The organism is Larkinella rosea (assembly GCF_003858635.1).
GTDB classification, from domain to species: domain Bacteria; phylum Bacteroidota; class Bacteroidia; order Cytophagales; family Spirosomataceae; genus Larkinella; species Larkinella rosea.
This window is the reverse complement of record NZ_RQJO01000008.1, coordinates 1110120-1133397: the sequence shown is the minus strand read 5'-3', so window position 1 is coordinate 1133397 and position 23278 is coordinate 1110120. Positions and strand designations below refer to the sequence as shown.

Below are 23278 nucleotides of genomic sequence, written 5' to 3'. Positions count from 1 at the left end.
AGAAGAGACAAGAGAATAAAGACCCATCGTCTCTATTCTCTTGTCTCTTCTCTTTCCTCTCTTGTTCACATTTCGTTACAAATCCGCGAGCAGATTCCTGTCCGCGTGTTTCCAGGCTTCGTCCAGCAGGACTTTGGTTTGGGCCGCTTTGGCTTTGTCGCCCTGACCGAGTTGGGCTTTATGCAAACCGGACAACGCCCAGCCGTTGTTTGGAAAAGTTCGTAAATCTTCCCGGAATACCTGCTCCGCCGGACTAAATTGCCGGGCTTTCAGCAAAACCGCACCGAGCGTGTGCCGCACCGAAAAAAACCAGTCCGGCGGTTCATTGTAATTCAGTTGGTCTTCAATCCTTACGGCTTCGCGCAGCAAGGCAATGCTGGCAGCCCATTTACCTTCCTGCGTGAAAATTTCAGCCTTCAGAACCCGCCGGGCGATGTCGAGAATAGCGCCCATCGAATTGATGTCCCAGATGGTCAATGCACGCACTTCCGGATCAGCCGCTAGTTTCTCCAGTTGCTGCAATTCTGTTTTGGCCTGCTGGAGTTGGTGTTTTCCGGCAAAAGCCATCCCCCGGGCGTAATGCCGGACGGCGGTCGGGTATTTAAGGGCAACCGTGTCGATTTTACTCATTTGCAGGATTTCGTCCCATCTGGCAAACTTGATGGCAATGTTATACGCAATGGTGTAGTAATGCTGAAGCGTCGTCCAGCCCGGTTCAGCCATGAGTTTCTTTTTGGTCGTTTCGGACACTTTCCGCGCCGACGCCATTGCCCATTGGCTGTTGCCTTCCAGCGTAGCTGTGGCCGCCAGAAAATGGTAATTATGCGGCAGAAGCATCAACGGATACGACCCCTGCGCATGGCAGGCCGTCAGGTAAGCACTATCGACCTCAACGGCCCGCTGGTTGGCCAGTGAACCCTTGTGGTAATGGCCCGTACGGATGTAAATATGCGACGGCATGTGCACCAGGTGTCCGGCATTCGGCGCCAGATCCGCCAGAACATCCGCACTTGCAAGTCCCCGCTCCGGCGTTTTGGAAGCTTCAACCGCGTGAATGTAAAAATGGTGGGCGCCCATGTGCCGGGGGTTTTGGTTGATCAGTTGCTCCAGAAGTGTTGTGATTTCCGGCGTCCACGGTTTGGGTTGCCCCGATTTTTCCCACAAATCCCAGGGATGTAAATCCATCAGCGATTCGGCATACAGAGCCGCAATGTCGATGTCGCCGGCAAACTGGTTATGAACCGCTTTCATGGCGTTGGCATAGGCGATGTCGTACGGTTTTCGGTCATCGACCGGCTGAGCCGGATACCGTTTCGACAGCGCATCGATCAATGCTTTTTCTTTTTCCGTACACGAACCGGATAGTCGAATGGCTTTCTGAATCGCCGTGTAGGCCCGTTCGTAGTTGTCTTTTTCCATCCCGGCGTTGTAGTTGGGGCCCAGCACGTAGGCAAACCCCCAGTGCGCCATTGCACAGGTCGAATCCAGTTTTATGGCTTCGTAAAAAGACCGGGCCGCTTCGGCGTGGTTAAAACCGTAGGACAGCATAAAGCCCTGATCGAAATAACGTTGTGTCGCTTTATTCTGCGTGGTAATCGCGAAGTGCAGATTTCCCAGATTCGTAAACAAGGGCGCTTTCAACCCGGAGCTGTACCAGTTTTTATCGGTAGGTTCCGTCCGGCAAATCAGGTGGGAAATAGAATTGGCGGCATTTCCCCCCGAATCAACAGTGGCCTGCTGCCTTGATTGGCAAGCTTCGATCAAACTGATCGATAAAGCGATAATGAATAAGAAGCATGGTTTCATTTGAAAAGAAGGAAGGTGGGAGGAAGGCGTAACGCTGTTAGAGCGTATCAAAGATAAGAGACGTGAGAATAAAGAGAAATTTTCTCTATTCTCACGTCTCTTATCTTTAAACTATCAAAAATTACGACGCTAAAGCCGCAAAATCCTCATCTGACAGCACAATCTGATCGGCGGCCAGGTTTTCTTTCAGGTGATCCAGCGAACTGGTGCCGGGAATCAGCAGGATGTTCGGTGCGCGTTTCAGTAGCCAGGCCAGCGCAATCTGGGAAGTTGTCGCGTCATGTTTCTCCGCGATTTCCCGAATCTTGCTCGCCAGTTTGTTTGGCCCCGACGCCAGCGGATACCAGGGAATAAAGGCCATACCGCGTTCAATGGTATACTCCAAAATCGGTTCCCACTTCCGGTTTCCGAGGTTGTAGAGGTTTTGCACCGACACAATCGGCACCACTTTTTCGGCCCGTTCAATGTCCTTAATGCCGACTTCCGACAACCCAACGTGCCGGATTTTTCCGGCCTGAACGGCTTCCACCACCGGTCCGAGGGTTTCCTCCAGCGGTATTTCCGGGTCGACGCGGTGGAGTTGCCAGAGGTCGATGTGGTCCAGTTTTAACCGTTGAAGACTGCCGTCGATGGCCTGCCGAATGCGTTCCGGATCGCCGTTGATGACCCACTGATTCGGGCCGGTTCGGTCAAAACCGCCTTTGGTCGCGATGATGAGCCCTTTCGGGTACGGGTGCAGAGCATCCGCAATTAATTTTTCATTGGTATCCGGGCCGTATGAATTTGCCGTATCGATAAAATTCACGCCCGACTCCACCGCCAGTTGCAGCACTTTTTTGGCCGTTTCGCGATTAGGCGCATCGCCCCAGACGCCAAAACCGGTCAACTGCATGCCACCGTATCCCAACCGATTGATTTCCAGTTCACCGCCAATTTTAAAGGTTAGCGATCCTTGTTCTGTTGTCTTGCTCATTGCGTCTTTTGTTGAATGAATCAATCACAACACAAGATCAATTGGCTTCTTGTTCCCATCCAGGGCAAAAATTAGCTTATGAACCGTTTCCGTAGAACCCCGGCACCAACGCAGGGGTGTATAGCACACGATTTGAAAGGAAAATACTTTCTAAAAAAACGCTCAATAAAAGGTTGTTGTAGGTCCGCCAGCAGTTTTTGATGCTGGCAATCGGGTACCTTCTGCCAACAATTTGTGTATATTTTTCCACAAAAAAACCGCTCCAATCGAATAGATCAGAGCGGTTTGGGATTACCTAACTGAAATAAGAAATCCGGTTATTACTTATTATCGAGTTTCTCACCGGCTTTGTCGAACGCATCGCCAATGTCTTTACCCGCTTTTTTAAAGCCTTTTTTAACATCTTTCCAGGCATCTGCGGTGGCATTCTGAGCCTTTTCCAGATCCTCGCCCAGTTCCTTGCGATCCTCTTCCAGCTTGGCCAGTTTTTCTTCCGATTTTGCTTTTGCTTTAGCACTTTCCTGCTTCATATCGGCCCGTAATTCGTCGATTCGGGCATCCAGCTTGCGTTGTTGCTCTTTTATATTAGCAACGGCTTTATCGCGTTCTTCCCGAAAATCGGCAGCCGCTTCGTCGCCTTTCGCTTCCATTTTATCACCCGCTTCCTTGGCATCGGCCTCCATAGCCTCACCGGTTTTTTCCATAGCATCTTCGGTACGGGATTCATTTTTTCCGTCATTCTGACAAGACGTGAGCGACAGTGAACCTACTACCAAAGCGGCCCCGGCCAGCATACGAACCTGTTTAAACGTCATCATCATCTTTTTCATAGCATTACTGATTGATTGGTTTGTATCAGGCCATTGACAAAAGCAATGCCAGAAAGAGAATGAATAATGAACAGGCTGACGCATACTGCAACGCATTAACCTGTTCATTATTCATTGTTCATTGTTCATTCTTTCTTTTACATGCTTTTCCACTTAATAGCGCAACCGATGGCTTTGGTGGTGGTGGTGACAACGGGTCGGCCGACCAGCAGGTTATCGACCGCTTCTTCGACAAACCGCCTTTTGACGGTCGATGCGGTTTGTGGGCTGTCGTCAATGGCCCCGGTGTATTCTATCGTGAAGCGATCGCCGGTGCGTTTCAGCACAAATACTTCAGGGGTGCGGTTTGCACCAAAGGCGTGTGCCACCGCCTGGGTTTCGTCGGACAAATACGGGAAGGAATAATTTTTCTCCTGCGCCCGCATTTTCATATTCTCGAACGAGTCTTCGGCATACGCGCTCGGGTCGTTGGGCTGAATCGCGATGAGCGGAAAACCCTGGGCCGCATATTTCCGGTCGAGCATCATCATGCGCTCTTCGTAGGCTTTTGAAAAAGGGCAATGGTTGGTCGTAAAGACCATGATGACGCCTTTTCCATTTTTATAATCGCTCAGCGAAACCATTCGCCCGTCGACGTTCTTCAGTTTAAAATCCTGCACCGCATCGCCCAGCACGTACACCTTGGTGCCATCGGAGCGGGATGTGGAATCAAATGTGGCCGCGACGGCAATCATCAATACCGCCAGCAAACCTATCCAGGCTTTCATAATCCTTTGTGTGTGTCAGTTCGGAAAAAACCGCTTCGTAGGATCTGTGCAGCCGAAACCCGTTCACTTCCTCCGGCAAGGTACCTGACGGCTTCCCATTCCTACGGGCTAAGAAACCGCTTGCCCGGAATTGGTAGCAAAATTCGTGCTAACTCCCAAATAACCAGGCTTTTTCCTGTTAAAATAACATTTCTAACGAATAGAAGGTTCTGGTTTCTTTTTAAAACAAAAACTCCTATATTTGCACCTCATTTCTGAGAAACAACATTTTCTGTATCAATCATGTATGCAATCGTAGAGATCGCAGGGCAGCAATTTAAAGTTGAAAAGGGCCGTTACGTCTATACCCACCGGTTAGAAGGCGACACGGACGCTGCACTTGTGTTCGACAAGGTCCTGCTTGTCGATAATGGCGGTTCTGTATCGGTAGGCGCCCCGACCGTCGCTGGCGCTCAGGTTTCCGGCAAAATCCTGGAACACCTGAAAGGCGAAAAAGTACTCGTCTTTAAAAAGAAACGTCGGAAAGGCTACAAGAAGAAAAACGGCCACCGTCAGTATCTGACCAAAGTATTAATCGAAGACATAACCGTATAATCGTTTACGAGTTCCGGTTTTCGGTTTCCGACGCAAGCGCGGGTCAACCAACCGTAAACCACAAATCGTAAACCGTAAACTTTCTAAAAAATGGCACACAAGAAAGGTGTAGGTAGTTCAAGGAACGGCCGCGATTCGATGAGCAAACGCCTGGGCGTGAAACTTTTCGGTGGTCAGTCAGCCATTGCCGGTAACATCATCGTTCGGCAACGCGGTACCACGCATCACCCCGACAAAAACGTCGGAATCGGCCGGGATCATACGCTGTTTGCGTTGGTCGATGGTTCCGTACATTTCCGCAAAGGCAAAGGTGGTCGTTCATTCGTGAGCATTATTGCTTCCGCCCCGGCGGTTGCAGAAGCGGCCCCGGTTGAAACCGCCCCGGCCGTTGCTGCTGAATAAGGATTTTAGGGTTGTCATTCCCGACGGCTTGGCAACTGCCCTCAAAACCTGTCTGGCTAAAACCGGACAGGTTTTTTGTTGTTGGCAAACTAATCAATCCCGACTGCTGTTTCCCCGGTAACGGTTTTTCCCTCACTGAAACGACACGAAAATGACCACTACATTATATCCTGCCATCTCGCTCTACACCGAAAGCAGCCCGAACCCCAACTCGATGAAGTTCGTGGTCAACTTTCCGCTGGTGCCGGAAGGGCTTTCGTTCGATTATGCCGATGCGTCGGAAGCGCTCATCACGGGTAAAAATTCGCCCTTGGTAGTGGCGTTGTTTGGCTTCGATTTTGTGAAACGGGTATTCATTGCCAGCAACTTCGTCACGGTTACGAAAGACGACGAAACCGAGTGGGAAGACGTGCTGATCGAGGTCAAGCAATTCATCCGGGCGTATTTTAACGACCAGAAACCGGTTTTTGCCCAGCAAACCATCGACTCCAATACCACCAAAGTGGAAGCCGATTCGCCGACTATTCAGAAAATCAAGTCGGTGCTGGATCAATACATTCGTCCGGCGGTTGAATCCGACGGGGGCGCCATCAGCTTCCATTCCTTTGACGATCAGGATGGTACGGTAAAAGTATTGTTGCAGGGTTCCTGCAGCGGTTGCCCCTCATCCACCCTGACCCTGAAAGCCGGTATCGAAAATCTCCTCACACGATTAGTACCGGAAGTAAAACAAGTCGAAGCCGAAGGCGTTTAAAGAATGATGGATGATGAACGATGAATTGAGTTGCATGCGTCAGCTCATTCATCGTTCATCATTCAAAATCTAACCTTCTTGCCTATGGGTTTGCGTCTGACGCGGTTTTTGCTGTTTGTATTCATTACCTCTCCGGTTGTTGCCCAAAATTTTCTGGGAATAGCGCCCAGTCCCTATGGCGGTACGCAGAGCCTGTATCTGAATCCGGCTTTTGCTACGGATTCGAAATACGGTTTTTACCTGAATATCGGTGCCGGTAACGCCCATCTCGACAATAATTACGTCCGCTATCAGGCCCCCTTTTCACTCACTTCACTCGTTCTGAAACGCGTTCCTGATCAATATAAATTTGCGGATGGCACGGTTTTATTCCGCCCGGATTTTCTGGGAGAAATTGCCAACGGAAAGCCCAAAAATGCGACCGCCTGGACCGACCTCCGCGGCCCTTCACTTCAGGTTCGGCTGGGCGATCAGCTCGCCATCGGCCTGACCACGCGGCTGCGGGCTGCCGCCCAGATTCGGAATGCGTCGGAATCGTTGATGTCGGTTATCCGGGCTGGTCTGGAAGATTCCCGACTCTATAACATTCCGAGTAAAGATAACCAGTTCAGTATCAACACCAATACTTACGCCGAGATCGGTCTAACCCTGGCGGCAGCCATTATTCAGGACGATTATCAGCAGCTTTCACTGGGTGTTACCGTTAAACGACTTCAGGGCATTACGGCCGGTTTTTTGACGAATAACGGCCTTTCCTACCGATTGCTGGCGGATACCGCCAAACTGAACAATTATTACATGCAGGTCGATCAGGTCAATGCGGACCTCGGCTACACGACTTACTTACAGGACAAAGGGCGTTCCGTTTCCCTGCGCCAGCTTTTCGACGGTAATAACCCCGGCCGGGGCTGGGGGGCCGACATCGGTTTTTCGTACCAGCTGAAATCTGACGATAACCCGGACGATTATGCCCTCCGGTTTGGGATTGCCGTTACGGACATCGGCGCCATCCGCTATCGCAACAGCCGGTACGTACAACGGTATTCAATCAACACCACCAACCAGCAATTCACGGCGCAGGACTTTAACAACGCCAGTGGCAGCGAAGGCATTGGCGAAGTGGTTCGGGATAAACTCAATCTGACCGAAGCCAGTAACAAAGGAGAATTTAAGTCAGGGCTACCAACGGCGCTCTCACTCAATGCCGACATAAACATTGGTAGCGGTTTTTACCTCACCGGCACGTTTTTACAGAATCTACGGGCAAAAAACGCGATTGCCGTTCAACAGCCTTCGCTGATTGCATTAACGCCCCGGCTCGAAAAATCGGCCTTCGGGGTGGCTATTCCGCTCGTTTTTCTCAATAACGCCTTTATGGCGGGTGCATCGATCCGGATCGGGCCGGTTTTTCTGGGAACCGATAACTTGTTTGGCATGATGGGGAGCAGTTCCAACAAACTACGGCCGCGCGGGGCCGATGTATATGCCGGACTGGCCGTGGCAAGCCTGCGTCGAAAACCGTAGCTACAGCGCAAGATGAAGGAGTTTAAGGCAATTCTGCTTTTCCTGGTCCTGGCGTTTCGGGCCGTGACCAGTACCGGTCAGACCAGTCCGGTTGAGGAATATACCGTTCGGATTGAAACGAAAGACCGCAACGGCCGGTTGTTACCGGCTACATTGACCATCACGAACGAAAACACCCGGAAAGTGCAACGCGGTACGCTGCAATCGGGTTCGTATACGGTGGCCCTGCCCGCCGGAAATGTCTACCGGCTCGATGCCAACTACAGCGGCTACCGACCCGCCCAGAAAACCCTCCGTCTCGACCGGGTCGCCGATCAGGGCCAGATCCAGCAAACCATCGTACTGGAAATGGAACGGGAAATCTCGACCGAATCGCCCGTTAACGTTAGTGTTACCGACTACGACACCAAACAGCTGATTCGGCAGAGATTGAACGTGCAGGTTCAGGAATTTGATGGAAAACGGGTGATCATGACCGGGCCACCGCGCGAAGGCCGGTTTACGTTTCTGGCCTCCTTCGGGCAGCGAATCCGGTTTACCGTGGAAGTGGATGGTTATCTACCGTATGAATATACGATTGATGTGAAAGATCAGCACGACATTACAATTCGCCTGCAACGAGCTAAAAATCCGGTGGTGACCGAAGCTCCGCCAGTTGCAGAACCTGCTGCTCCGCCCGCGAATACCCTGTTGCCGGCAACGACTACTGCTCCGACGAATGCCCCTCCGGTCGGCCAGGAAACCAAACCGGCGACACCCACAATCGCTCCGAAAACAGCGAGTGAACCGGTGTCTAAAACGGACCCGAATACCATGGCGGAAGTCAAAGTGGCTGCCCCGGTTTCACCACCGGTCAATACGGATTTATCGACCTTGACGACGGGAAAAACAGTGACGCTTAACAATGTTTATTTCGACCAGAGCAGTTATCTGCTGCGTCCCGAGTCGTACACCCAATTGAATCAGCTGGTTGCTTTGCTGAAAAGCCGCCCGGGTCTGAGGATCGAGATTTCGGGCCACACGGACAATGTGGGTGATCCGAGGCTGAACCTGGCCCTGTCCGAAAACCGCGCCCGCGTGATTACTTCTTACCTGATTACCAACGGTATTTCCGAAAACCGCCTTCGATTTAAAGGATACGGCCAGACCCAGCCGATTACGGCCAACGATACCGAAGAAAATAAACGAAAAAACCGGCGGGTCGAAGTGAAATTACTGGATGGATAAATTGCCCGCCGAGGAAGCCGAATCGAGCCAGTGCTGATAAACCTGCCGCATCAGTTCTTTAATCTCCTCAAAATAAAGGGGTTTACTGATGCAAACAGTCGCACCCAGGTCGATGCACAATTCCATTTCGCCCTCATTCTGGGTATTGACAAACAAGACCACGGGAATGCGCTGCCAATCCGGATTTTCCTTGATTTCCCGCAGCGTATCGAACCCGCTCATTCCCGGCATGTATTTATCCAGAATAACGATCCAGGAATTCACCGCGCTATTTGAGTGCCCGGTCGTTTCCTGTTGCAGAAAACGCAGTAATTTTTCGCCACTGTCAAACTCCCGGACGGGCGCGGCCATTTCCATGGAATTCAGCGCCATTCGCATCAACATTCGATCTTCTTCGTCATCATCGACCAACAACACAATTGGCTTATTTTCAGAATTAGTAGACTGTGCTTCCATGCGATACGGTTTTGTTCACAAGAAGCCTCAAAAGTCGCTATTGGGAAGCAATGCACCAGCCCATTCAATCAAATTTTAAATTTGTTTAAGAAAAAGTAAACAAAATTTTTTAACTAGGAGTTGAAAGAGCCCCGAAACCTGCTGGCTTTGGTTCGGTCAAATGGAGCAAAATCAGGGTGATTTGGCTAAAGAAAGGCTTTTTTACCGGGTGAGCAGCAAAGTGCCGCGCCGATGGGGTTGCGAGCCGCCGGGTTTAATCACGTACTGATAAATGGCCGGCGGCAGGTCCTGGCCTTCACTTCGCCCATCCCAGGGCTGCTGGTAGCCCTGCGAAACAAACACCGGATTTCCCCAGCGATTATACACCTCGACCCGGCAATTCGGAAAATCGGCAATACCCCGGATTTCCCAACTATCGTTCACGCCGTCGTTATTGGGGGTAAAAGCATCCGGAACAAACAGGACTGTGATCACCGACACCGTCAGTTTAGTAGTGAATTGACAGCCCTGGGGTGAAGTCGCCCGCACCTGGTAGGTTGTGGTGGTATCGACGCTGGCAAACGGTTGCGCGATCACCGGACTGCTCAACCCAACGGATGGTGTCCAGTAATAACTGAGTGAATCGACACTATTTTTATTCAGCTGCACCTCGCTGCCCCGCCGGACCGTTACATCCGAAACCGTAATGGACGGAGCGGGTAAAACGACAACCGTCTGGCGCGCCCGGCCCGGACACGTATTTCCGACCTGATTCAGCGTGTACGTAATCTCATAGACCCCGGGACCGGTTTTGGTTGGATCGAATTCCGAACCTGTCACCGCGCCGGCGGCCCGGCCTACCCCGGTAAAGGTTCCTCCACCGGGTTCGGCAGTTAGCACCAATGGCACCGTGGCATTTTCGCAAACCGCCGGGAAAGGCATTATCGCAGCGGGCGGTGCCGCATTGAACTGAAGCAAAACCTCGTCCGAAGAGGATTGACACTGATTGGTATCCGTAACCGTCACCACAAAATGACCGGTTTGGGTCACCGCCAGCGTTGATTTCACTTCCTGATTGAGCACCGTTCCCGTATTCAGCCATTGGTACGTATACAAGGGGTTAGCCACGGCAACTAGTCGAATCGTATCGCCCGCACAGGCCACTTTAGTCGAAGGCGGCAGAATCGAGGCCAGCGGTTTGGGATTTACCCGAACCAGGATGCTATCGGTTACGGTGCAGCCGGTCGCAGTACTGCCAATCTGTACTTTGTATTCACCGGTTTCGTGTGGCTGAAAAGCGGCATCTTTCGAGCCGGTCAGCAACCGGCCGTCTTTCAACCAGGCATACGTATAATTGCCCTCAGGTGCTTTGAGAATAACGGATTTCCCGTCGCAGAACGTGGTGGGACCGTTGGCCGTCAGCTTCAGTTTTTCGGCCTCCATTACATCGACCTTGATGCTGGTTTGCGCCGGGCTGGGTTTCCCGCAGGTGTTCCTGAATTTTTTAACGACGGTATAATTTCCGGATTCTTTAGTGATCAGAATCGCGGTGGTATCCCCTTCGAGATTCTGCCCATCGCGCTGCCACTGAAACGACCACTGATCGGACGCATCGGTTCTGAGGGTCACATCCTGTCCCTGACAAATGGAAACGCTGGTAATGATGCCAGTGGCGGTTTTAGTGATTCGGGCGCTTTCGGGCGCTTTCGCCAGCGTAATCACCGGCGGAGGGGGCGTATTGGTTGGGCAATCGACAACGGCCAGCTGAAAATCGCGACGGACGGAACCAATCCATTTGCCGTTCCGAAACTCTTCGCAAATAACCGCAAAAGCAAACAAGCCCACCTGGCTGGCCGTGACGGTCAATTGTCCGGTTTCGCCATCCACTTTCAGAGCGGGAGCGCCCGGAACCGAATTGGTTGCGCTGAAACCCGGCTTCCAGGTTATCATCGGATAAGCGGAACTGGGCTGGTTATCAAAGGCAATGCCCTGATTGGTAAATCCTTTAAACGGCGTCACAATGGCATAGGTTAGCTGATCGCCGTCGGCGTCCGTGGCCTTGAAACTGAACGTAAAAGGTTGCCCTTTGCAGGCGTATTCGCCCGTCGGAACCGAAAAAGCCGGTGACGAGTTGAGCATCGTTTTGGGCGACGGAAACTCCAGGTGAAAAACCATGCCCGACTCGTCGGCCTGGCTGATATTGTCGATAGACCCACTGCGGCAACACACGCCGTGGACGACGTAATAGCCACCCGGATCGTCGAAACGCGCCGGATCCAGTTCAATTTCCTTGCTGTATGTAACCTCACGAAGTTTCAGCGGCCGGAGTTGCGCACAGGCCTGATTGGAAACCGCTAACGCCTTCTGCTCGAGCAAGGGCAATTCAAACTCGCCCATTTTCAGATTGTCTTTCCGGCGATAAACCGCTAGTTTGACGGTCGGTTTGATGTCGCCCGCGCTGCTGTTTTGTTCATCAATGAACAAATCCAGTGACAACACGTATTGATTGGATGTCGCTTTTGCAGTAAGTCGAATATTCCCACCGACAATGTGAGAAGCTGATACCCAACAACTTGTGCCGAGGAACAGGAGTAATAAAAGAAAGGTATTCCGTTGAGCCATAACCACATGCTATCCCGGTATATTCTCACAAAAAGCAAGCCATTAAGGGGCAAATTACAAGAATAGTTCAACATTTTTTTGTTTTTGGGTCATATCGTCCGGATTTCAAACCTCCCGCAGTAACAACTACACCGAAAAACAGTATCTTTTACGAAAATTTGTAGCTTTGATTAACCATGAGGGCCGGGCATCCGAACCCAATCCGCCCTTGCGGGGTTGTTCCACAAACGGAGGGTATGACTGAGCGCGTAACGTTTTTCGATACAAAAATTGAATATTTGAAGGGGGTGGGGCCCCAGCGGGCGTCGATCCTGAACACGGAGCTCAACATTTTCACGTACCGGGATCTGATTCAGTATTACCCATTCCGGCACGAAGACCGCACCCGGTTTTACACCATTGCCGAGTTGTCGGAAGCCCTCCCGGCGGCTCAGATTATTGGCCGCGTCCGCGATTGGGCAGTAGTGGGCGAAGGCCCGAAAAAACGCCTGATTGCGGTTTTTACGGATCATACCGGCTCGATGGATCTGGTTTTCTTTCAGGGCATCACGCATTTCGAAAAGTTCCTGCGCCCCGGTGCCGAATACATCGCTTACGGCAAACCCGTCGCGTTTGGCAACAACTTCAGCATTACACACCCGGAACTGGACCCGTTAACCGCCGAAAACGAACACGGGAATACGTTTCAGCCCATCTATAACCTGACCGAAAAGCTGCGCCGGATGCGGATCGACAGCAAACTGATTGCACGCATGATGCAGCAGTTGCTCGAAATGGCTTATCCGCATATTCACGAAACGCTGCCAAATTCGCTGCTGGAACAATACCGGCTGATCTCGAAAGCCGACGCGATTGAGAATATCCATTTGCCCAAAAGCCAGGCGTGGTTAAAACAGGCCGAACGACGACTGAAATTTGAAGAGCTGTTTTACAACCAGTTACGACTGATCAAGAACAAGCTCATTCACAAAACGGAATACCCCGGGCAGGTGTTCCGCAGCATGAGCCTGCTAACCCGGTTTTACAAGGAGTTCATGCCCTTTGACCTAACGGGCGCCCAGAAACGGGTGCTGCGCGAAATTCACGGCGATCTGACCAGCGGCAAGCAGATGAACCGGCTCTTGCAGGGCGACGTCGGCAGCGGCAAAACCATTGTGGCTTTCATCGCGATGCTGATGGCGATCGACAACGGTGCGCAGGCCTGCATCATGGCACCGACCGAAATTCTGGCCGACCAGCATTATTACGGTCTCAAAGTTTTTGCCGACCAACTGGGCCTGACCATCGGTCGGCTGACGGGCTCGACCCGCACCAAAGGCCGCCGGATTATCCACGACCAACTGCAGACGGGTTTGATGCACATCATCGTCGGAACCCACGCGCTGCTGGAAGATTCGGTCCAGTTCAAGAACCTGGGGTTGTGCATTATCGACGAGCAGCACCGGTTCGGGGTGGCGCAGCGTGCGCGGCTCTGGAACAAAAATCAAGACATTTACCCGCACATGATGGTGATGACGGCCACGCCCATTCCGCGGACGCTGGCCATGACGCTTTACGGCAACCTCGATTTGTCGGTCATCGACGAACTTCCGGCCGGGCGAAAACCGATCAAAACCGTTCACCGCTACGATACCCACCGGCTGGAGGTGTTTGGGTTTATGCGGCAGCAGATCGAGCAGGGGCGGCAGGTTTACGTCGTGTATCCGTTGATCGAAGAGTCGGAAAAGCTGGATTTCAAGGACTTGATGGACGGTCACGAAAGCATTACGCGCGCGTTCCCGAACCACCCCATCGGCGTTCTGCACGGACGCATGACCGGCTACGACAAGGATTTTGAGATGGAGCGGTTTGTGAAGGGCGAAACCAAAATCATGGTGGCCACAACGGTCATCGAAGTGGGTGTCAACGTGCCCAATGCCAGCGTGATGGTGGTCGAAAGCGCCGAGCGGTTTGGGCTGGCGCAGCTGCATCAGTTGCGGGGACGCGTTGGGCGGGGTGCCGAGCAATCGTACTGCATTCTGATGACGGATTACAAGCTCTCCAAAGAAACCCGCACCCGCATCGAAACGCTGGTCAAAACCAACAACGGTTTTGAAATTGCCGACGTCGATCTGCAACTCCGCGGCCCCGGCGACCTCTCCGGCACGCAGCAGAGCGGTATTGCCGACCTCATTCTGGCCGATCTCGCCAAAGACGGTGCCATTCTGGTGGCCGCCCGGGAATCGGCGCAGCGAATTCTGGAAGAAGATCCGGGACTGGTCTTACCCCAACATGCGCCGGTTCGGAACCAGGTGGAAATGCAGCGCGAAGGCGAAACGAACTGGAGCCGAATTAGTTAGTATCCCGTTTTTCTCAGAATTTCAATTTGATTTCCTGCGCCATTTCGGTAACGACCTGCGGGTTTTGCCGGTTTTTGGTTTGCCGTTTTACCTCAATCTGCGTGCGCAGCAAAACATCATCGAGGACTTCGCCCGACCGCAGGTGATTCAGCAACGACCGCGTATAGACGCCGTTCCGCCCGGAACCATTTTCGGCAACATTGCCCCAGCCGGTTGCCAGCGCCAGGTACATATTGCCTTCGCCGGAGAGATCGCCAACGGGTTTAAATCCCCTTGAACCGCCCCGATTAAAGGTTTTGAATGGGTTATCGCGGCAGGCATCCATGATAATCACGTTAAAGGCCGCCCGCGTATTCCGGCGCATCCGGTCGATGAGCTTCTGCACATCCACGCCCTGAAGATCCACATCTTCCGGATCGGTCAACTTGGCGTCCACCGGAATCAGGTAGTTATGATTATCAAATTCGATGCCGTGTCCGGCGTAGAAAAACAGCGCGACATCCGCGTTTTTAAGCTGCTGATTAAAATCACCAATGCTCGTTTCGAGCACAGACTTGGACGAATTCGTCACCAGCGTCACCAGGAAACCCAGGGCCCGTAGCCGGTCGGCCATATCGGTGGCATCGTTGACGGGCATTCCTTCCAGCGACGACCCATTCTGGTAAGCAGAATTGCCAACCACCAGTGCGAAGCGTCGGGGAAAAGCCATCACCACGGGCGGACTGACCGGCGGCTCCGCTGGCACCGTCGGTTTTGATTCGGCCGGTCGCGAAACCGCAGCGGTGGCTGTTTGGTTAGTCTGAACCGGTTTTGTGCCCACCGTACTCGTTGGTTTCGATTCAGCCGGTCGCTGCACAACCGGATTGGCGGCTGGCATTGACGACGGTTCATCGTCGGCGGGAACGACGCAGACCACGTTTTTTTCCTGAAACTGCTTCAGAACGTTAGTTAGATTGGCTAAATTATCAATCACGTCCGCTTCGGTGCTTTTGATCTGTTTGGCTCGTTCAAAATATGGCAACGCCTTTCTGAAGATCCCACATACCTGTCCTTCCACCCTCTTGCCCTCCTTGGCATATTCCGTCATATTCATGCCGTCGACTACCTTTTTAAGCTTAACGGCCCGATTAAAATACAGCACGCCCATGTTGTAGTTGGCATCGTAGCTAGTGGGATCGAGCGCGAGCGAGCGGTCCAGGTAATACTTTTCCCATTTTTTTTCGATGGCATATTTCTGCCGGACCTCCGCCAGCCGTTGGCCATATTCCCGCGCGGCTGACGCATGCAGGGCCGACTGATCATTCGCTTCCAGTTGGGCAATGGCGGTTTTCTGATCGGCAATACGTTGCATGACGGAAGTTAGCTGTTGTTTGACCTCCCCATTTTTAGGCTCTTTTTTAAGACGCGCCGTTAACCGCATCTGCTCGGTCAGGTATACGTCCAGCGTTTTTTTGGTATCCGCCAGTTGTTTTCCCAGATCGCTTTCTTTTTTGGTTTCAATCTCCAGTCTACTGACTTCTTCGTCCGTTTTAGCGGAAATGTTCGTGTAGATGATGGAAAGGTTAAGGAGGCTTCGGGCATCGTTCGGATTTCGCTCAACCGCGCGCTTTAAACCGCTAATGGCTTCGTCCATCCGATCCGCAGCTAACAGAATATTAATGCGTTCATTGGCGAGATCAATACTAGTCGGGTGAATGGCAATTGCTCGATCAAGAACCGAGAGCGCCTGCTCAAACTCCTTGTTTCCCCTATAATAAGCAGACACGCTGTAGTAAACCGCAGCGTCCCGTCCTCCGCGCGCCATGTATTTTTCAAATTGTTCTATTGCACCGGCCTGATCATTGATCTGCTGAGCCGCAATTCCGGTATAAAGCGGGGCAATGGTGTCGGTCGGGATGATTTCACCCGCTTCCGTCATTAACCGGATGGCACTCGGATAGTCTTTCTTCTGAAAAGCCGCCACGCCCCGATCCATCAAATCCTTATACTTCTTGGGATCATTTTTCTGTGCTTTCGCAGACACGATGCATCCCAACCAACCGATGAAAAGCAATACCAGAATCGCACCTATTTTCTCATTCATTTTCGACATAAATTCCATTCGCTTCAAATTCGTGACGAAAGTCGGCCGTCTCTCTGCCGAACGGTTTACATTTTTGCGCTTGAAGAAAAGAAACCGATCAAGGCGGTAACCTACCACAAACCTTCCAGTAAGGATGTCCGAATCGGGCAATAAGTTATCACTCAAACTGAATAAAATGGTAAAAATGGTTACAAAATCACATTTATTGCATTCGTACTATCTTTACCCCAAAAACCGCATGAAGCCCTTTTCCCGTCGCACCTTTCTGCAATCCGCTACCCTGCTGGCGGGTAGTCTGACCATCAACCCGGTTCCGGTTTTAAAAACCGCTCCAAAACCGCTGCGGCTGGGCGGTCCGATCTTTCTGAAAAGCGACGATCCCGAAGAACTGGCCCGCGAACACCGGCGGTTGAACTACAGCTCGGCCTACGTTCCGGCGGTTAAAAACTCGGAAACGGATAAAATCAGGGCCATCCGAGACGCATTTTCGAAGCAGAATGTGCTGATTGCCGAGGTCGGCGCCTGGGTAAACATGCTGGATCAGGATGCCGAAAAACGGCAGAAAAACCGGACCTACGTCACCGAACGGCTGGCGTTGGCGGACGAAATCGGGGCGCTGACCTGCGTCAATATTGCCGGTTCCTACAATCCCAACCAGTGGGACGGCCCGGATGCCCGTAATTTTTCGAAGGAATATTTCGACGCAACGGTGGAAAACTGCCGGAAGGTGATCGATGCCGTAAAACCGAAAAAAGCCAAATTTGCGCTGGAAATGATGGGCTGGAGTTTGCCCGACGGCCCGGATTCGTACCTGAAATTCATCAAGGCCATCGACCGCCCGGCGTTTGGGGCGCACATCGACATGGCCAACATCATCAATACGCCCGAGCGGTTTTACAAAAATACGGAACTCATCAACGAGACGTTCCGCAAACTCGGTCGCTGGATTGTGGCGGTTCACGCCAAAGATGTCCACGGCAAAGACGTTCATTTTGCCGAAACCATGCCCGGTCGCGGGAACCTCGACTACCTGGCTTACCTCCGGAACGTCACGGCTTTACCGCAGGAAACGCCTTTCCTGCTCGAACACCTGCGCACAGCCGAAGAATACGATGAAGCCCGGCAATTTGTGATCAAAAAAGCCGCCGAAGCCGGAATTCCGCTGGCGTAAGAAACGGGGTAAAGGCGGCATTATTTACCGGGCCTCATGCGAATATATTGCTTTACTGATTGATCGTTCAGGTTTTTGTACGTAGCCGGTTTTGTGTTGTATTCGTTGAGAATAACATCAATAAACTGAGTTACGATGGTGTAAATGAGTTCTTCGTCGAGCAAACCCGGCTCCAGATTGTATAAGTTACTGAAAAGCTGCGTTTTGGTTTCCGGATGGTAGGTCCTGGAATGATAGCTTACATCGACCGACACGCGGCTGTTATGCGTTAGAATAAACGACAAAACGGCGGTTTCTTCCCCCTGTTCATCGCTGATTACAAACCGGATGGAATCATTACTCACTTCCTGATACGACCCGTTTAAACCCGTATCATTCCTGATCTGGTTCAGAGTCGTTTCCAGCAGCGGTTTAGTCTTTCTCTGCCAGTAATAGCGATTACTCTGCACTTTTTCGAAAGCTTCTCTCAGCGTTTGCGCTTTCTGCTGTAAATGCTGAATTGCTTTACTTAGTTGCTGTGCCATTGGTTAGGGAGATTACAACAAAAACCGCTCTACTTCAACTGCGCCGACAACCGCTTCGCCAGCGTGTGGGTTTTGAACGACGGACTCAGTTTGTCGTACATTGCGCGGGCTTCGGTTTTCGGGAACTGCGTCCAGTACCAGTTCAGCAGATACAAACTCAGTTGCGAGTCGGGATTGGCCTTGATCTGCTCGGCCACTTTCTGATTTTGCTCGATTTTCAGCCGTTTTTCTTCGCGGGCAACGCGGTTGGCAATGGCCGTGTCGCCGGTCGACCGCTGGCGGTCGTTGTACAGATTCATCAGCACATCGCGGTACGGAAGATCGATTTCGTTCTGAAATTTCAGCCAGCTATCGGTGAGCGGTGAACCTTTCACGGTCGACTCCCGAAACGCATCGCGGGTGCCTTCGAGCGTCAGGTCGCCATCCCAGATAAACTGCACCTGCCCCGGCAAACCGGCCGCTACCACATTGTAAAAATCGATTTCGGGAATAGTCCGGCTGAACGAAAATTTTCCATCGACCGCCCGGGTCGAATCCACAATCAGGGGTTTGCTGTTGGCATTATCGGTTTTTTTGAGATAAACCATAACCGTACCCAATCCGGCGACATTGCCCTGCAATTTGACGTTTTTCTGCGCCAGAACGGACGACATGATTCCAAAACTAAGCAGGACAAGAAGGTAAAAAAAACGGTTTTTCATAGGTTCAATGGTGAGGCCTTTTCGATTTGCCGAATAATAAAACGTTTTGATACACAGAAAGTAAGGCGGTATATTACGAGAAAATACCAACAAAAATACCTATTCTGAACGGGTTTGTTTTTCGAACCCGGTGGTAAACTTATCCTCTGGCCTTTTTAAATCAAAACAATCCGGTTTAACCTATACTATTCTGCTGCATGAACGTCTCTGTTCCTTCCACCGTCTCGATTGATTCCGGGCTGACCCGCGAGAGCGCCCCCCGGCCCGTTGCCCAGGCTGAACGCATTCAAACCATCGACATCGTCCGCGGATTTGCGCTTCTCGGCATTCTGATGATGAACATTCCGTATTTTGGATTGTCCTTTACGGCTATTCACCGGTTTTACACCGTTCCGTCCGACACGCTGGATTTTCGCACTCTGACGGTCGTTTCGGTCCTTTTTGAAGGCACCATGCGCGCCCTGTTTTCAATGCTGTTCTCGGCGGGCATGTTGCTGTTTATGGCCAAAAAAGATACGCCGGTCGACGGCTACGGGATGCCCGACTACTATTACCGCCGGCTCTTCTGGCTCATTCTGTTTGGCGTTTTCAATGCGTATATTTTGCTCTGGCCCGGTGACATTCTGTACACGTACGGCGTATGCGGTCTGTTTCTATTCCCATTCCGGAAAATCCGCCCCCAAACGTACCTGCTCATTGCGTTGTTCTGCGTAACGGTTTCGGGCGTAAAAAGCTTTTTTGGCGCGATGGAAAATAAAGAAAAGCGGGATGGCTATACCCAGGCGCTCCAACTGGAGAAACAGAAAAAACCACTGACCGACGAACAGAAAAAAGCCAAAGAAGCCTGGTTGACCTGGGAGAAGAATTTCAAATACGATAAAAAGAAGGAAGAAGAAGCCAATAAAACCATGCGGGGAAACTACCGTACCATTTTCGCCAGCTACATTCCGCTCAACACAAAGTTCGAGTCTACCCGGTTTTACCTGGACTTTGTCTGGGATGCCTGGGCACTGATGTTTCTGGGCATGGCGCTGTTCAAATGGGGCTTTTTTTCGAATCAACTGTCCACCCGGACGTATTTCCTGACGCTCCTGGCCGGTTATGGTTTTGGCCTGACCTTCGGCTGGTTCGGCTTTCAGTACCTCGTCGCCTGGTTTACCGATCCCGGCAAAGTCCTCGACGCGGATTCGTTTCCGTTTCAGCTATTTTACCACATCCGCCGGGCAGCATCCGCCATCGGTCACGCGAGTTTGCTGCTGCTGATTTATCGGTCGGGCGTGGTTAACTGGCTGATGAAAGCCCTCGCCAATGTCGGGCAGCTGGCCTTCACGAACTACCTGATGCAGAGCATTATCTGTACGCTGTTTTTCTACGGATACGGTTTGGGTTATTTCGGCAAGCTTTCGTATTACGAACTCTATTACGTTGTGGGCGCGGTCTGGTTGTTCCAACTCATTTTCTCGGCCATCTGGCTGCACTATTTCCGCTTTGGTCCCTTCGAATGGCTCTGGCGCTCCCTGACTTACTGGAAACGCCAGCCAATGCTCGTGCAGCAATAGCGAAAAATGCGTTTTGCAAAAAACCGCTCCAATCTGTATTTTACAGGATGAAAACCGCTTTCTGTGTATTCCTGACGGCTTTTTGCTTCATCGCCAGCTTTACGTTAATGGCCCAACCCTCCAAACGCCCCCGCGACTACGGCATTCGATTCGGGGTTATTCCCACCGGCGCGCGGAATGCCATCACCGATGTGCCGGGCGTGCGGGTCGGGCAGGTGACGTTGCTGGAAGGGCAGCGCGTTCGGACGGGCGTAACGGCCATTTTGCCGCACGAAGGCAATCTGTTTCAGGAGAAATGTCCGGCGGCTATTTACATCGGCAACGGTTTTGGCAAACTGGCGGGCTACACCCAGGTTGAGGAACTCGGCACGCTCGAAACGCCCATCGTGCTGACCAATACCCTGGGTGTTCCGACGGCGGCTGATGCCGTTATCGATTATACACTGGCGCAACCCGGCAACGAACAGGTCCGCTCCCTGAATCCGGTGGTGGGCGAAACCAACGACGGTGGTTTGAACGACATCCGGAGCCGCCCTGTCACGAAACAACACGTGCTGGAAGCCATCCAAAAAGCCAAAACCGGTGCGGTTGAAGAGGGCAACGTGGGTGCCGGAACCGGTACGGTTTGTTTTGGATTCAAAGGAGGCATCGGAACCGCATCCCGAAAACTCCCGGTTTCGCTCGGCGGTTACACGGTTGGCGTGCTGGTACAGACCAATTTCGGGGGTGTTTTACAAATTGCGGGCGTGCCCGTTGGCGTGGAACTGGGTAAGTTTTCGTTCAGGGAAAAACTCGACGGTTCGTGCATGATGGTGGTCCTGACCGACGCCCCGCTGGATGCCCGGAATCTGAAACGACTGGCCAAACGGGCGTTCATGGGCATGGCCCGCACGGGCGGCATTGCCTCCAACGGCAGTGGTGATTACGTCATTGCCGTCTCAACGGCCAATCGCATTCCGAATACGTCAAAAAGCAGCATTGATGAGATGAAACTGCTCCGCAACGACGATGCGTCGCCCTGCTTCATGGCCGCGATCGAAGCGACGGAGGAAGCCATCATCAACTCCCTCTTTGCCGCCCGCTCCATGACGACGAGTAACGGCTACGAGGTAACGCAACTGCCGGTCGAGCGCGTTGTCGAATTGTTGAAAAAAGCCGGTCAGTTGAAGCAATAACCACCTATGTCCTGAATAATTGCGGAATCGACTGCAACATTTCCTCCCATTCTTCCAGCGTGACCGGTTTGATCATGTACTTGCAGGCACCCCATGAATAAGACTGTTCAATGTCGTGTAAATCCGTTGAGGAACTAACCATCACAACCGGAATATGCTGATAAATCGGGTGCGCCCGAAGTTGGCGCAACAGCTTCCAGCCATCATCCCGGCGGGGTAAATATAGATCCAGTAAAATAAGTACCGGAAGCGGAAATCGCTGCGTGTGGCAATTCGTCAGACACGTAATGGCTTGCTCCACCGAAGTCGCACCAACCGGTAAAACGCCCGGAATTTGCTTTCGCAATAAATAGTGTAGTATCAATTGGTCATTGAGATTGTCTTCAACTACGAGAATACTGATCGGATCAGATTCATTCCTGGCAAACAGATGGAGGTCTGTCATCGTTTTCATACTACTTCATCATTATTTCTATACAAAATAGAATTGTTTCCAACTTTAGTTTAACTAGAATTGGGAGAAATTACTAATTATAAGACAGTTTTTTACTTAACGAAGCGACCCGCAATTCTGCTTAAGCAAAATTGCGGGTCGCTTCGCTGTTTTAACAAGTAAGTTGCAGAAGTTGCAGACTGGCTCCTTATGGTTTAATTGCCCAAATCAGCCCATAATCCATCTGCGTTGGAATGTTTTCGCTGGTCGGGTCCAGCCCGGCTTTTGCAAACCACTCGCGGTATTCCCGGCGGCTATAGCACCGGCCTTTGGTCGCCCAAAACAGTTGCGCCGAATAGTCGGTCACGGCCAGCGGCCCATCCAGCGCGTCGTTCAGAAAAGCATCATGCACCCAGAGTTCACCCCCCGGCCGGATGGCAGCCGCAAACCGGTCGGCCAGGGGTTGGCAGGTTTCGGTCGGCCAGTCGTGGAAAAGGCTGGCAGCCAGGAGCAGATCGGTTTGCGGCAGTTCGTCCGCCAGCATGTCTCCAGGTTGGAATGTTATCCGGTTTTTGACGGTTTCGGCTCCCGGACGGCCACTTTTACTAAATGCTTCGAGTAATTCGGTGGCAACCGACAAAACCGCCGGACGATCCAGAATGGTCGCCGTAGCTTGCTGATTCAGCAGCAGCCACTCAAACGTATAAAAACCGGTTCCGCCTGCAACATCGAGCAAATGTCCCTTGCTTTTCGGCAGATTGGCGGCCACAATGGGGGAGAGTTTCTGGGCCCGGCCGGCCAGCGCCAGCGTGAACATCCGCGACAATTCAGCATCGTCCATCGGCGACGGGTCATCCCCCTCTTTCACGTACGAAATACCGCCCGATGTATCCAAAGGCCCGTCGTTTTTCAACCGAACCGCCATTTCGAGCACGCCCGGATCGTTTTTTTCCAAACCAACATAACCGATCAGATTCGGCACCTGATTTTGGGTCAGGTAGCGGCCCAGCTCCGTCACCCGAAGGTTGCCGGATTCGTCGTATTCCAGCATTTCCATTGCACACAAAGCCGGGAAAAGCACGGCGGCCGGGCGTTCTTTCAACCCAATGCGGCTACGAAGGTCGGCCACCGACAGCGGGCCGTTACTCAGTTCTTCCAGAACATTCAGGTGATGAACGGCGGCAATCAACAGACGGGAGCCAAACATGGCGCGCAGGTGTCGGGTAATGGGGGCAAGATCGGATTGGGGTGTTTCCTGCATTAGTGTGTTGAAAAACGTTAACAGAATGCCAAATGTAAAATGCGAAATGCAAAAGTGCGCAAAACAGCACACTTTTGCATTTCGCATTTTACACCGCG

General features: G+C 52.0%; 20 protein-coding genes. 9 read left to right on the top strand and 11 right to left on the bottom strand.

Features of this window, described 5'->3' with window-relative positions:
• Window positions 1-75: 75 nt before the first annotated feature.
• From EHT25_RS13425 to EHT25_RS13410, 4 genes are all read right to left on the bottom strand, one after another.
• On the bottom strand, window positions 76-1806 hold the full coding sequence (locus EHT25_RS13425; RefSeq protein WP_185731356.1) for a tetratricopeptide repeat protein: 1731 nt from the start codon (window positions 1804-1806) through the stop codon (window positions 76-78).
• Window positions 1807-1927: 121 nt separating this feature from the next.
• Window positions 1928-2779 (bottom strand): aldo/keto reductase, encoded by an 852-nt coding sequence (locus EHT25_RS13420; protein ID WP_124875259.1) that lies wholly within the window; start codon window positions 2777-2779, stop codon window positions 1928-1930.
• Window positions 2780-3099: 320 nt separating this feature from the next.
• Complete coding sequence (locus EHT25_RS13415) at window positions 3100-3609, bottom strand: sll1863 family stress response protein (RefSeq protein ID WP_124875257.1); 510 nt, start codon at window positions 3607-3609, stop codon at window positions 3100-3102.
• 137 nt (window positions 3610-3746) lie between these two features.
• Window positions 3747-4376: a thioredoxin family protein gene (locus tag EHT25_RS13410; RefSeq protein WP_124875255.1), complete on the bottom strand. Its 630-nt coding sequence runs from the start codon at window positions 4374-4376 to the stop codon at window positions 3747-3749.
• A 282-nt stretch (window positions 4377-4658) separates the two neighbouring features.
• Here EHT25_RS13410 and rplU point away from each other — a divergent pair, with 282 nt between their 5' ends.
• The 5 genes from rplU (at window position 4659) to EHT25_RS33170 (ending at window position 8877) form a co-directional block, all read left to right on the top strand.
• Window positions 4659-4970, top strand: a complete 312-nt coding sequence (gene rplU, locus EHT25_RS13405; RefSeq protein ID WP_124875253.1) for a 50S ribosomal protein L21 — start codon at window positions 4659-4661, stop codon at window positions 4968-4970.
• Window positions 4971-5060: 90 nt separating this feature from the next.
• A complete protein-coding gene (gene rpmA / locus EHT25_RS13400; protein ID WP_124875251.1) occupies window positions 5061-5372 on the top strand; it encodes a 50S ribosomal protein L27 in 312 nt (103 codons plus the stop codon).
• Between the two features lie 151 nt (window positions 5373-5523).
• Window positions 5524-6126: a NifU family protein gene (locus EHT25_RS13395; RefSeq protein WP_124875249.1), complete on the top strand. Its 603-nt coding sequence runs from the start codon at window positions 5524-5526 to the stop codon at window positions 6124-6126.
• An 84-nt stretch (window positions 6127-6210) separates the two neighbouring features.
• The gene (locus EHT25_RS13390) at window positions 6211-7650 is read left to right on the top strand and encodes a DUF5723 family protein (protein ID WP_124875247.1); all 1440 of its coding nucleotides are present in this window, start codon (window positions 6211-6213) and stop codon (window positions 7648-7650) included.
• A gap of 12 nt (window positions 7651-7662) precedes the next feature.
• A complete protein-coding gene (locus EHT25_RS33170) occupies window positions 7663-8877 on the top strand; it encodes an OmpA family protein (RefSeq protein ID WP_229311525.1) in 1215 nt (404 codons plus the stop codon).
• Here EHT25_RS33170 and EHT25_RS13380 read toward each other — a convergent pair.
• Window positions 8863-9333: a response regulator gene (locus EHT25_RS13380; protein ID WP_124875245.1), complete on the bottom strand. Its 471-nt coding sequence runs from the start codon at window positions 9331-9333 to the stop codon at window positions 8863-8865. The two genes, EHT25_RS33170 and EHT25_RS13380, sit on opposite strands and share 15 nt — an antisense overlap.
• A gap of 201 nt (window positions 9334-9534) precedes the next feature.
• The gene (locus EHT25_RS13375; RefSeq protein ID WP_185731355.1) at window positions 9535-11811 is read right to left on the bottom strand and encodes a T9SS type B sorting domain-containing protein; all 2277 of its coding nucleotides are present in this window, start codon (window positions 11809-11811) and stop codon (window positions 9535-9537) included.
• A 359-nt stretch (window positions 11812-12170) separates the two neighbouring features.
• Between EHT25_RS13375 and recG the strand changes: the two genes are divergently transcribed.
• A complete protein-coding gene (recG, locus tag EHT25_RS13370) occupies window positions 12171-14273 on the top strand; it encodes an ATP-dependent DNA helicase RecG (RefSeq protein WP_124875241.1) in 2103 nt (700 codons plus the stop codon).
• Window positions 14274-14286: 13 nt separating this feature from the next.
• Here the strand turns inward: recG and EHT25_RS13365 are convergent, their stop codons facing one another.
• Window positions 14287-16356, bottom strand: coding sequence for a caspase family protein (locus EHT25_RS13365; protein WP_185731354.1), 2070 nt, complete (start codon window positions 16354-16356; stop codon window positions 14287-14289).
• A 238-nt stretch (window positions 16357-16594) separates the two neighbouring features.
• On the opposite strand from EHT25_RS13365, the gene EHT25_RS13360 reads away from it, so the two are divergent.
• Window positions 16595-17527, top strand: a complete 933-nt coding sequence (locus EHT25_RS13360; protein ID WP_124875237.1) for a sugar phosphate isomerase/epimerase family protein — start codon at window positions 16595-16597, stop codon at window positions 17525-17527.
• Window positions 17528-17547: 20 nt separating this feature from the next.
• On the opposite strand, the gene EHT25_RS13355 is transcribed toward EHT25_RS13360, so the two are convergent.
• Window positions 17548-18051, bottom strand: a complete 504-nt coding sequence (locus EHT25_RS13355; RefSeq protein WP_124875235.1) for a hypothetical protein — start codon at window positions 18049-18051, stop codon at window positions 17548-17550.
• A gap of 29 nt (window positions 18052-18080) precedes the next feature.
• Window positions 18081-18752 carry a DUF4369 domain-containing protein gene (locus EHT25_RS13350; protein WP_124875233.1) on the bottom strand — a complete coding sequence of 224 codons (672 nt, stop codon included), beginning with the start codon at window positions 18750-18752 and terminating at the stop codon, window positions 18081-18083.
• Between the two features lie 197 nt (window positions 18753-18949).
• On the opposite strand from EHT25_RS13350, the gene EHT25_RS13345 reads away from it, so the two are divergent.
• Complete coding sequence (locus EHT25_RS13345) at window positions 18950-20311, top strand: DUF418 domain-containing protein (RefSeq protein ID WP_124875231.1); 1362 nt, start codon at window positions 18950-18952, stop codon at window positions 20309-20311.
• A gap of 47 nt (window positions 20312-20358) precedes the next feature.
• Complete coding sequence (locus EHT25_RS13340; RefSeq protein WP_124875229.1) at window positions 20359-21486, top strand: DmpA family aminopeptidase; 1128 nt, start codon at window positions 20359-20361, stop codon at window positions 21484-21486.
• A 4-nt stretch (window positions 21487-21490) separates the two neighbouring features.
• Here the strand turns inward: EHT25_RS13340 and EHT25_RS13335 are convergent, their stop codons facing one another.
• Entirely contained in the window at window positions 21491-21940 is a 450-nt protein-coding gene (locus tag EHT25_RS13335) for a response regulator (protein ID WP_124875227.1), read from the bottom strand.
• Window positions 21941-22127: 187 nt separating this feature from the next.
• Complete coding sequence (locus EHT25_RS13330; protein WP_124875225.1) at window positions 22128-23180, bottom strand: methyltransferase; 1053 nt, start codon at window positions 23178-23180, stop codon at window positions 22128-22130.
• Window positions 23181-23278 lie beyond the last annotated feature (98 nt).

Coding starts and splice junctions, on each gene's coding strand:
- EHT25_RS13410 (WP_124875255.1), bottom strand. CDS start 4,376: ATGAAAGCCTGGATAGGTTTGCTGGCGGTATTGATGATTGCCGTCGCG.
- EHT25_RS13415 (WP_124875257.1), bottom strand. CDS start 3,609: ATGAAAAAGATGATGATGACGTTTAAACAGGTTCGTATGCTGGCCGGG.
- EHT25_RS13380 (WP_124875245.1), bottom strand. CDS start 9,333: ATGGAAGCACAGTCTACTAATTCTGAAAATAAGCCAATTGTGTTGTTG.
- EHT25_RS13420 (WP_124875259.1), bottom strand. CDS start 2,779: ATGAGCAAGACAACAGAACAAGGATCGCTAACCTTTAAAATTGGCGGT.
- rpmA (WP_124875251.1), top strand. CDS start 5,061: ATGGCACACAAGAAAGGTGTAGGTAGTTCAAGGAACGGCCGCGATTCG.
- EHT25_RS13350 (WP_124875233.1), bottom strand. CDS start 18,752: ATGAAAAACCGTTTTTTTTACCTTCTTGTCCTGCTTAGTTTTGGAATC.
- EHT25_RS13335 (WP_124875227.1), bottom strand. CDS start 21,940: ATGAAAACGATGACAGACCTCCATCTGTTTGCCAGGAATGAATCTGAT.
- rplU (WP_124875253.1), top strand. CDS start 4,659: ATGTATGCAATCGTAGAGATCGCAGGGCAGCAATTTAAAGTTGAAAAG.
- EHT25_RS13390 (WP_124875247.1), top strand. CDS start 6,211: ATGGGTTTGCGTCTGACGCGGTTTTTGCTGTTTGTATTCATTACCTCT.
- EHT25_RS13330 (WP_124875225.1), bottom strand. CDS start 23,180: ATGCAGGAAACACCCCAATCCGATCTTGCCCCCATTACCCGACACCTG.
- EHT25_RS13365 (WP_185731354.1), bottom strand. CDS start 16,356: ATGAATGAGAAAATAGGTGCGATTCTGGTATTGCTTTTCATCGGTTGG.
- EHT25_RS33170 (WP_229311525.1), top strand. CDS start 7,663: ATGAAGGAGTTTAAGGCAATTCTGCTTTTCCTGGTCCTGGCGTTTCGG.
- recG (WP_124875241.1), top strand. CDS start 12,171: ATGACTGAGCGCGTAACGTTTTTCGATACAAAAATTGAATATTTGAAG.
- EHT25_RS13355 (WP_124875235.1), bottom strand. CDS start 18,051: ATGGCACAGCAACTAAGTAAAGCAATTCAGCATTTACAGCAGAAAGCG.
- EHT25_RS13395 (WP_124875249.1), top strand. CDS start 5,524: ATGACCACTACATTATATCCTGCCATCTCGCTCTACACCGAAAGCAGC.
- EHT25_RS13425 (WP_185731356.1), bottom strand. CDS start 1,806: ATGAAACCATGCTTCTTATTCATTATCGCTTTATCGATCAGTTTGATC.
- EHT25_RS13340 (WP_124875229.1), top strand. CDS start 20,359: ATGAAAACCGCTTTCTGTGTATTCCTGACGGCTTTTTGCTTCATCGCC.
- EHT25_RS13345 (WP_124875231.1), top strand. CDS start 18,950: ATGAACGTCTCTGTTCCTTCCACCGTCTCGATTGATTCCGGGCTGACC.
- EHT25_RS13360 (WP_124875237.1), top strand. CDS start 16,595: ATGAAGCCCTTTTCCCGTCGCACCTTTCTGCAATCCGCTACCCTGCTG.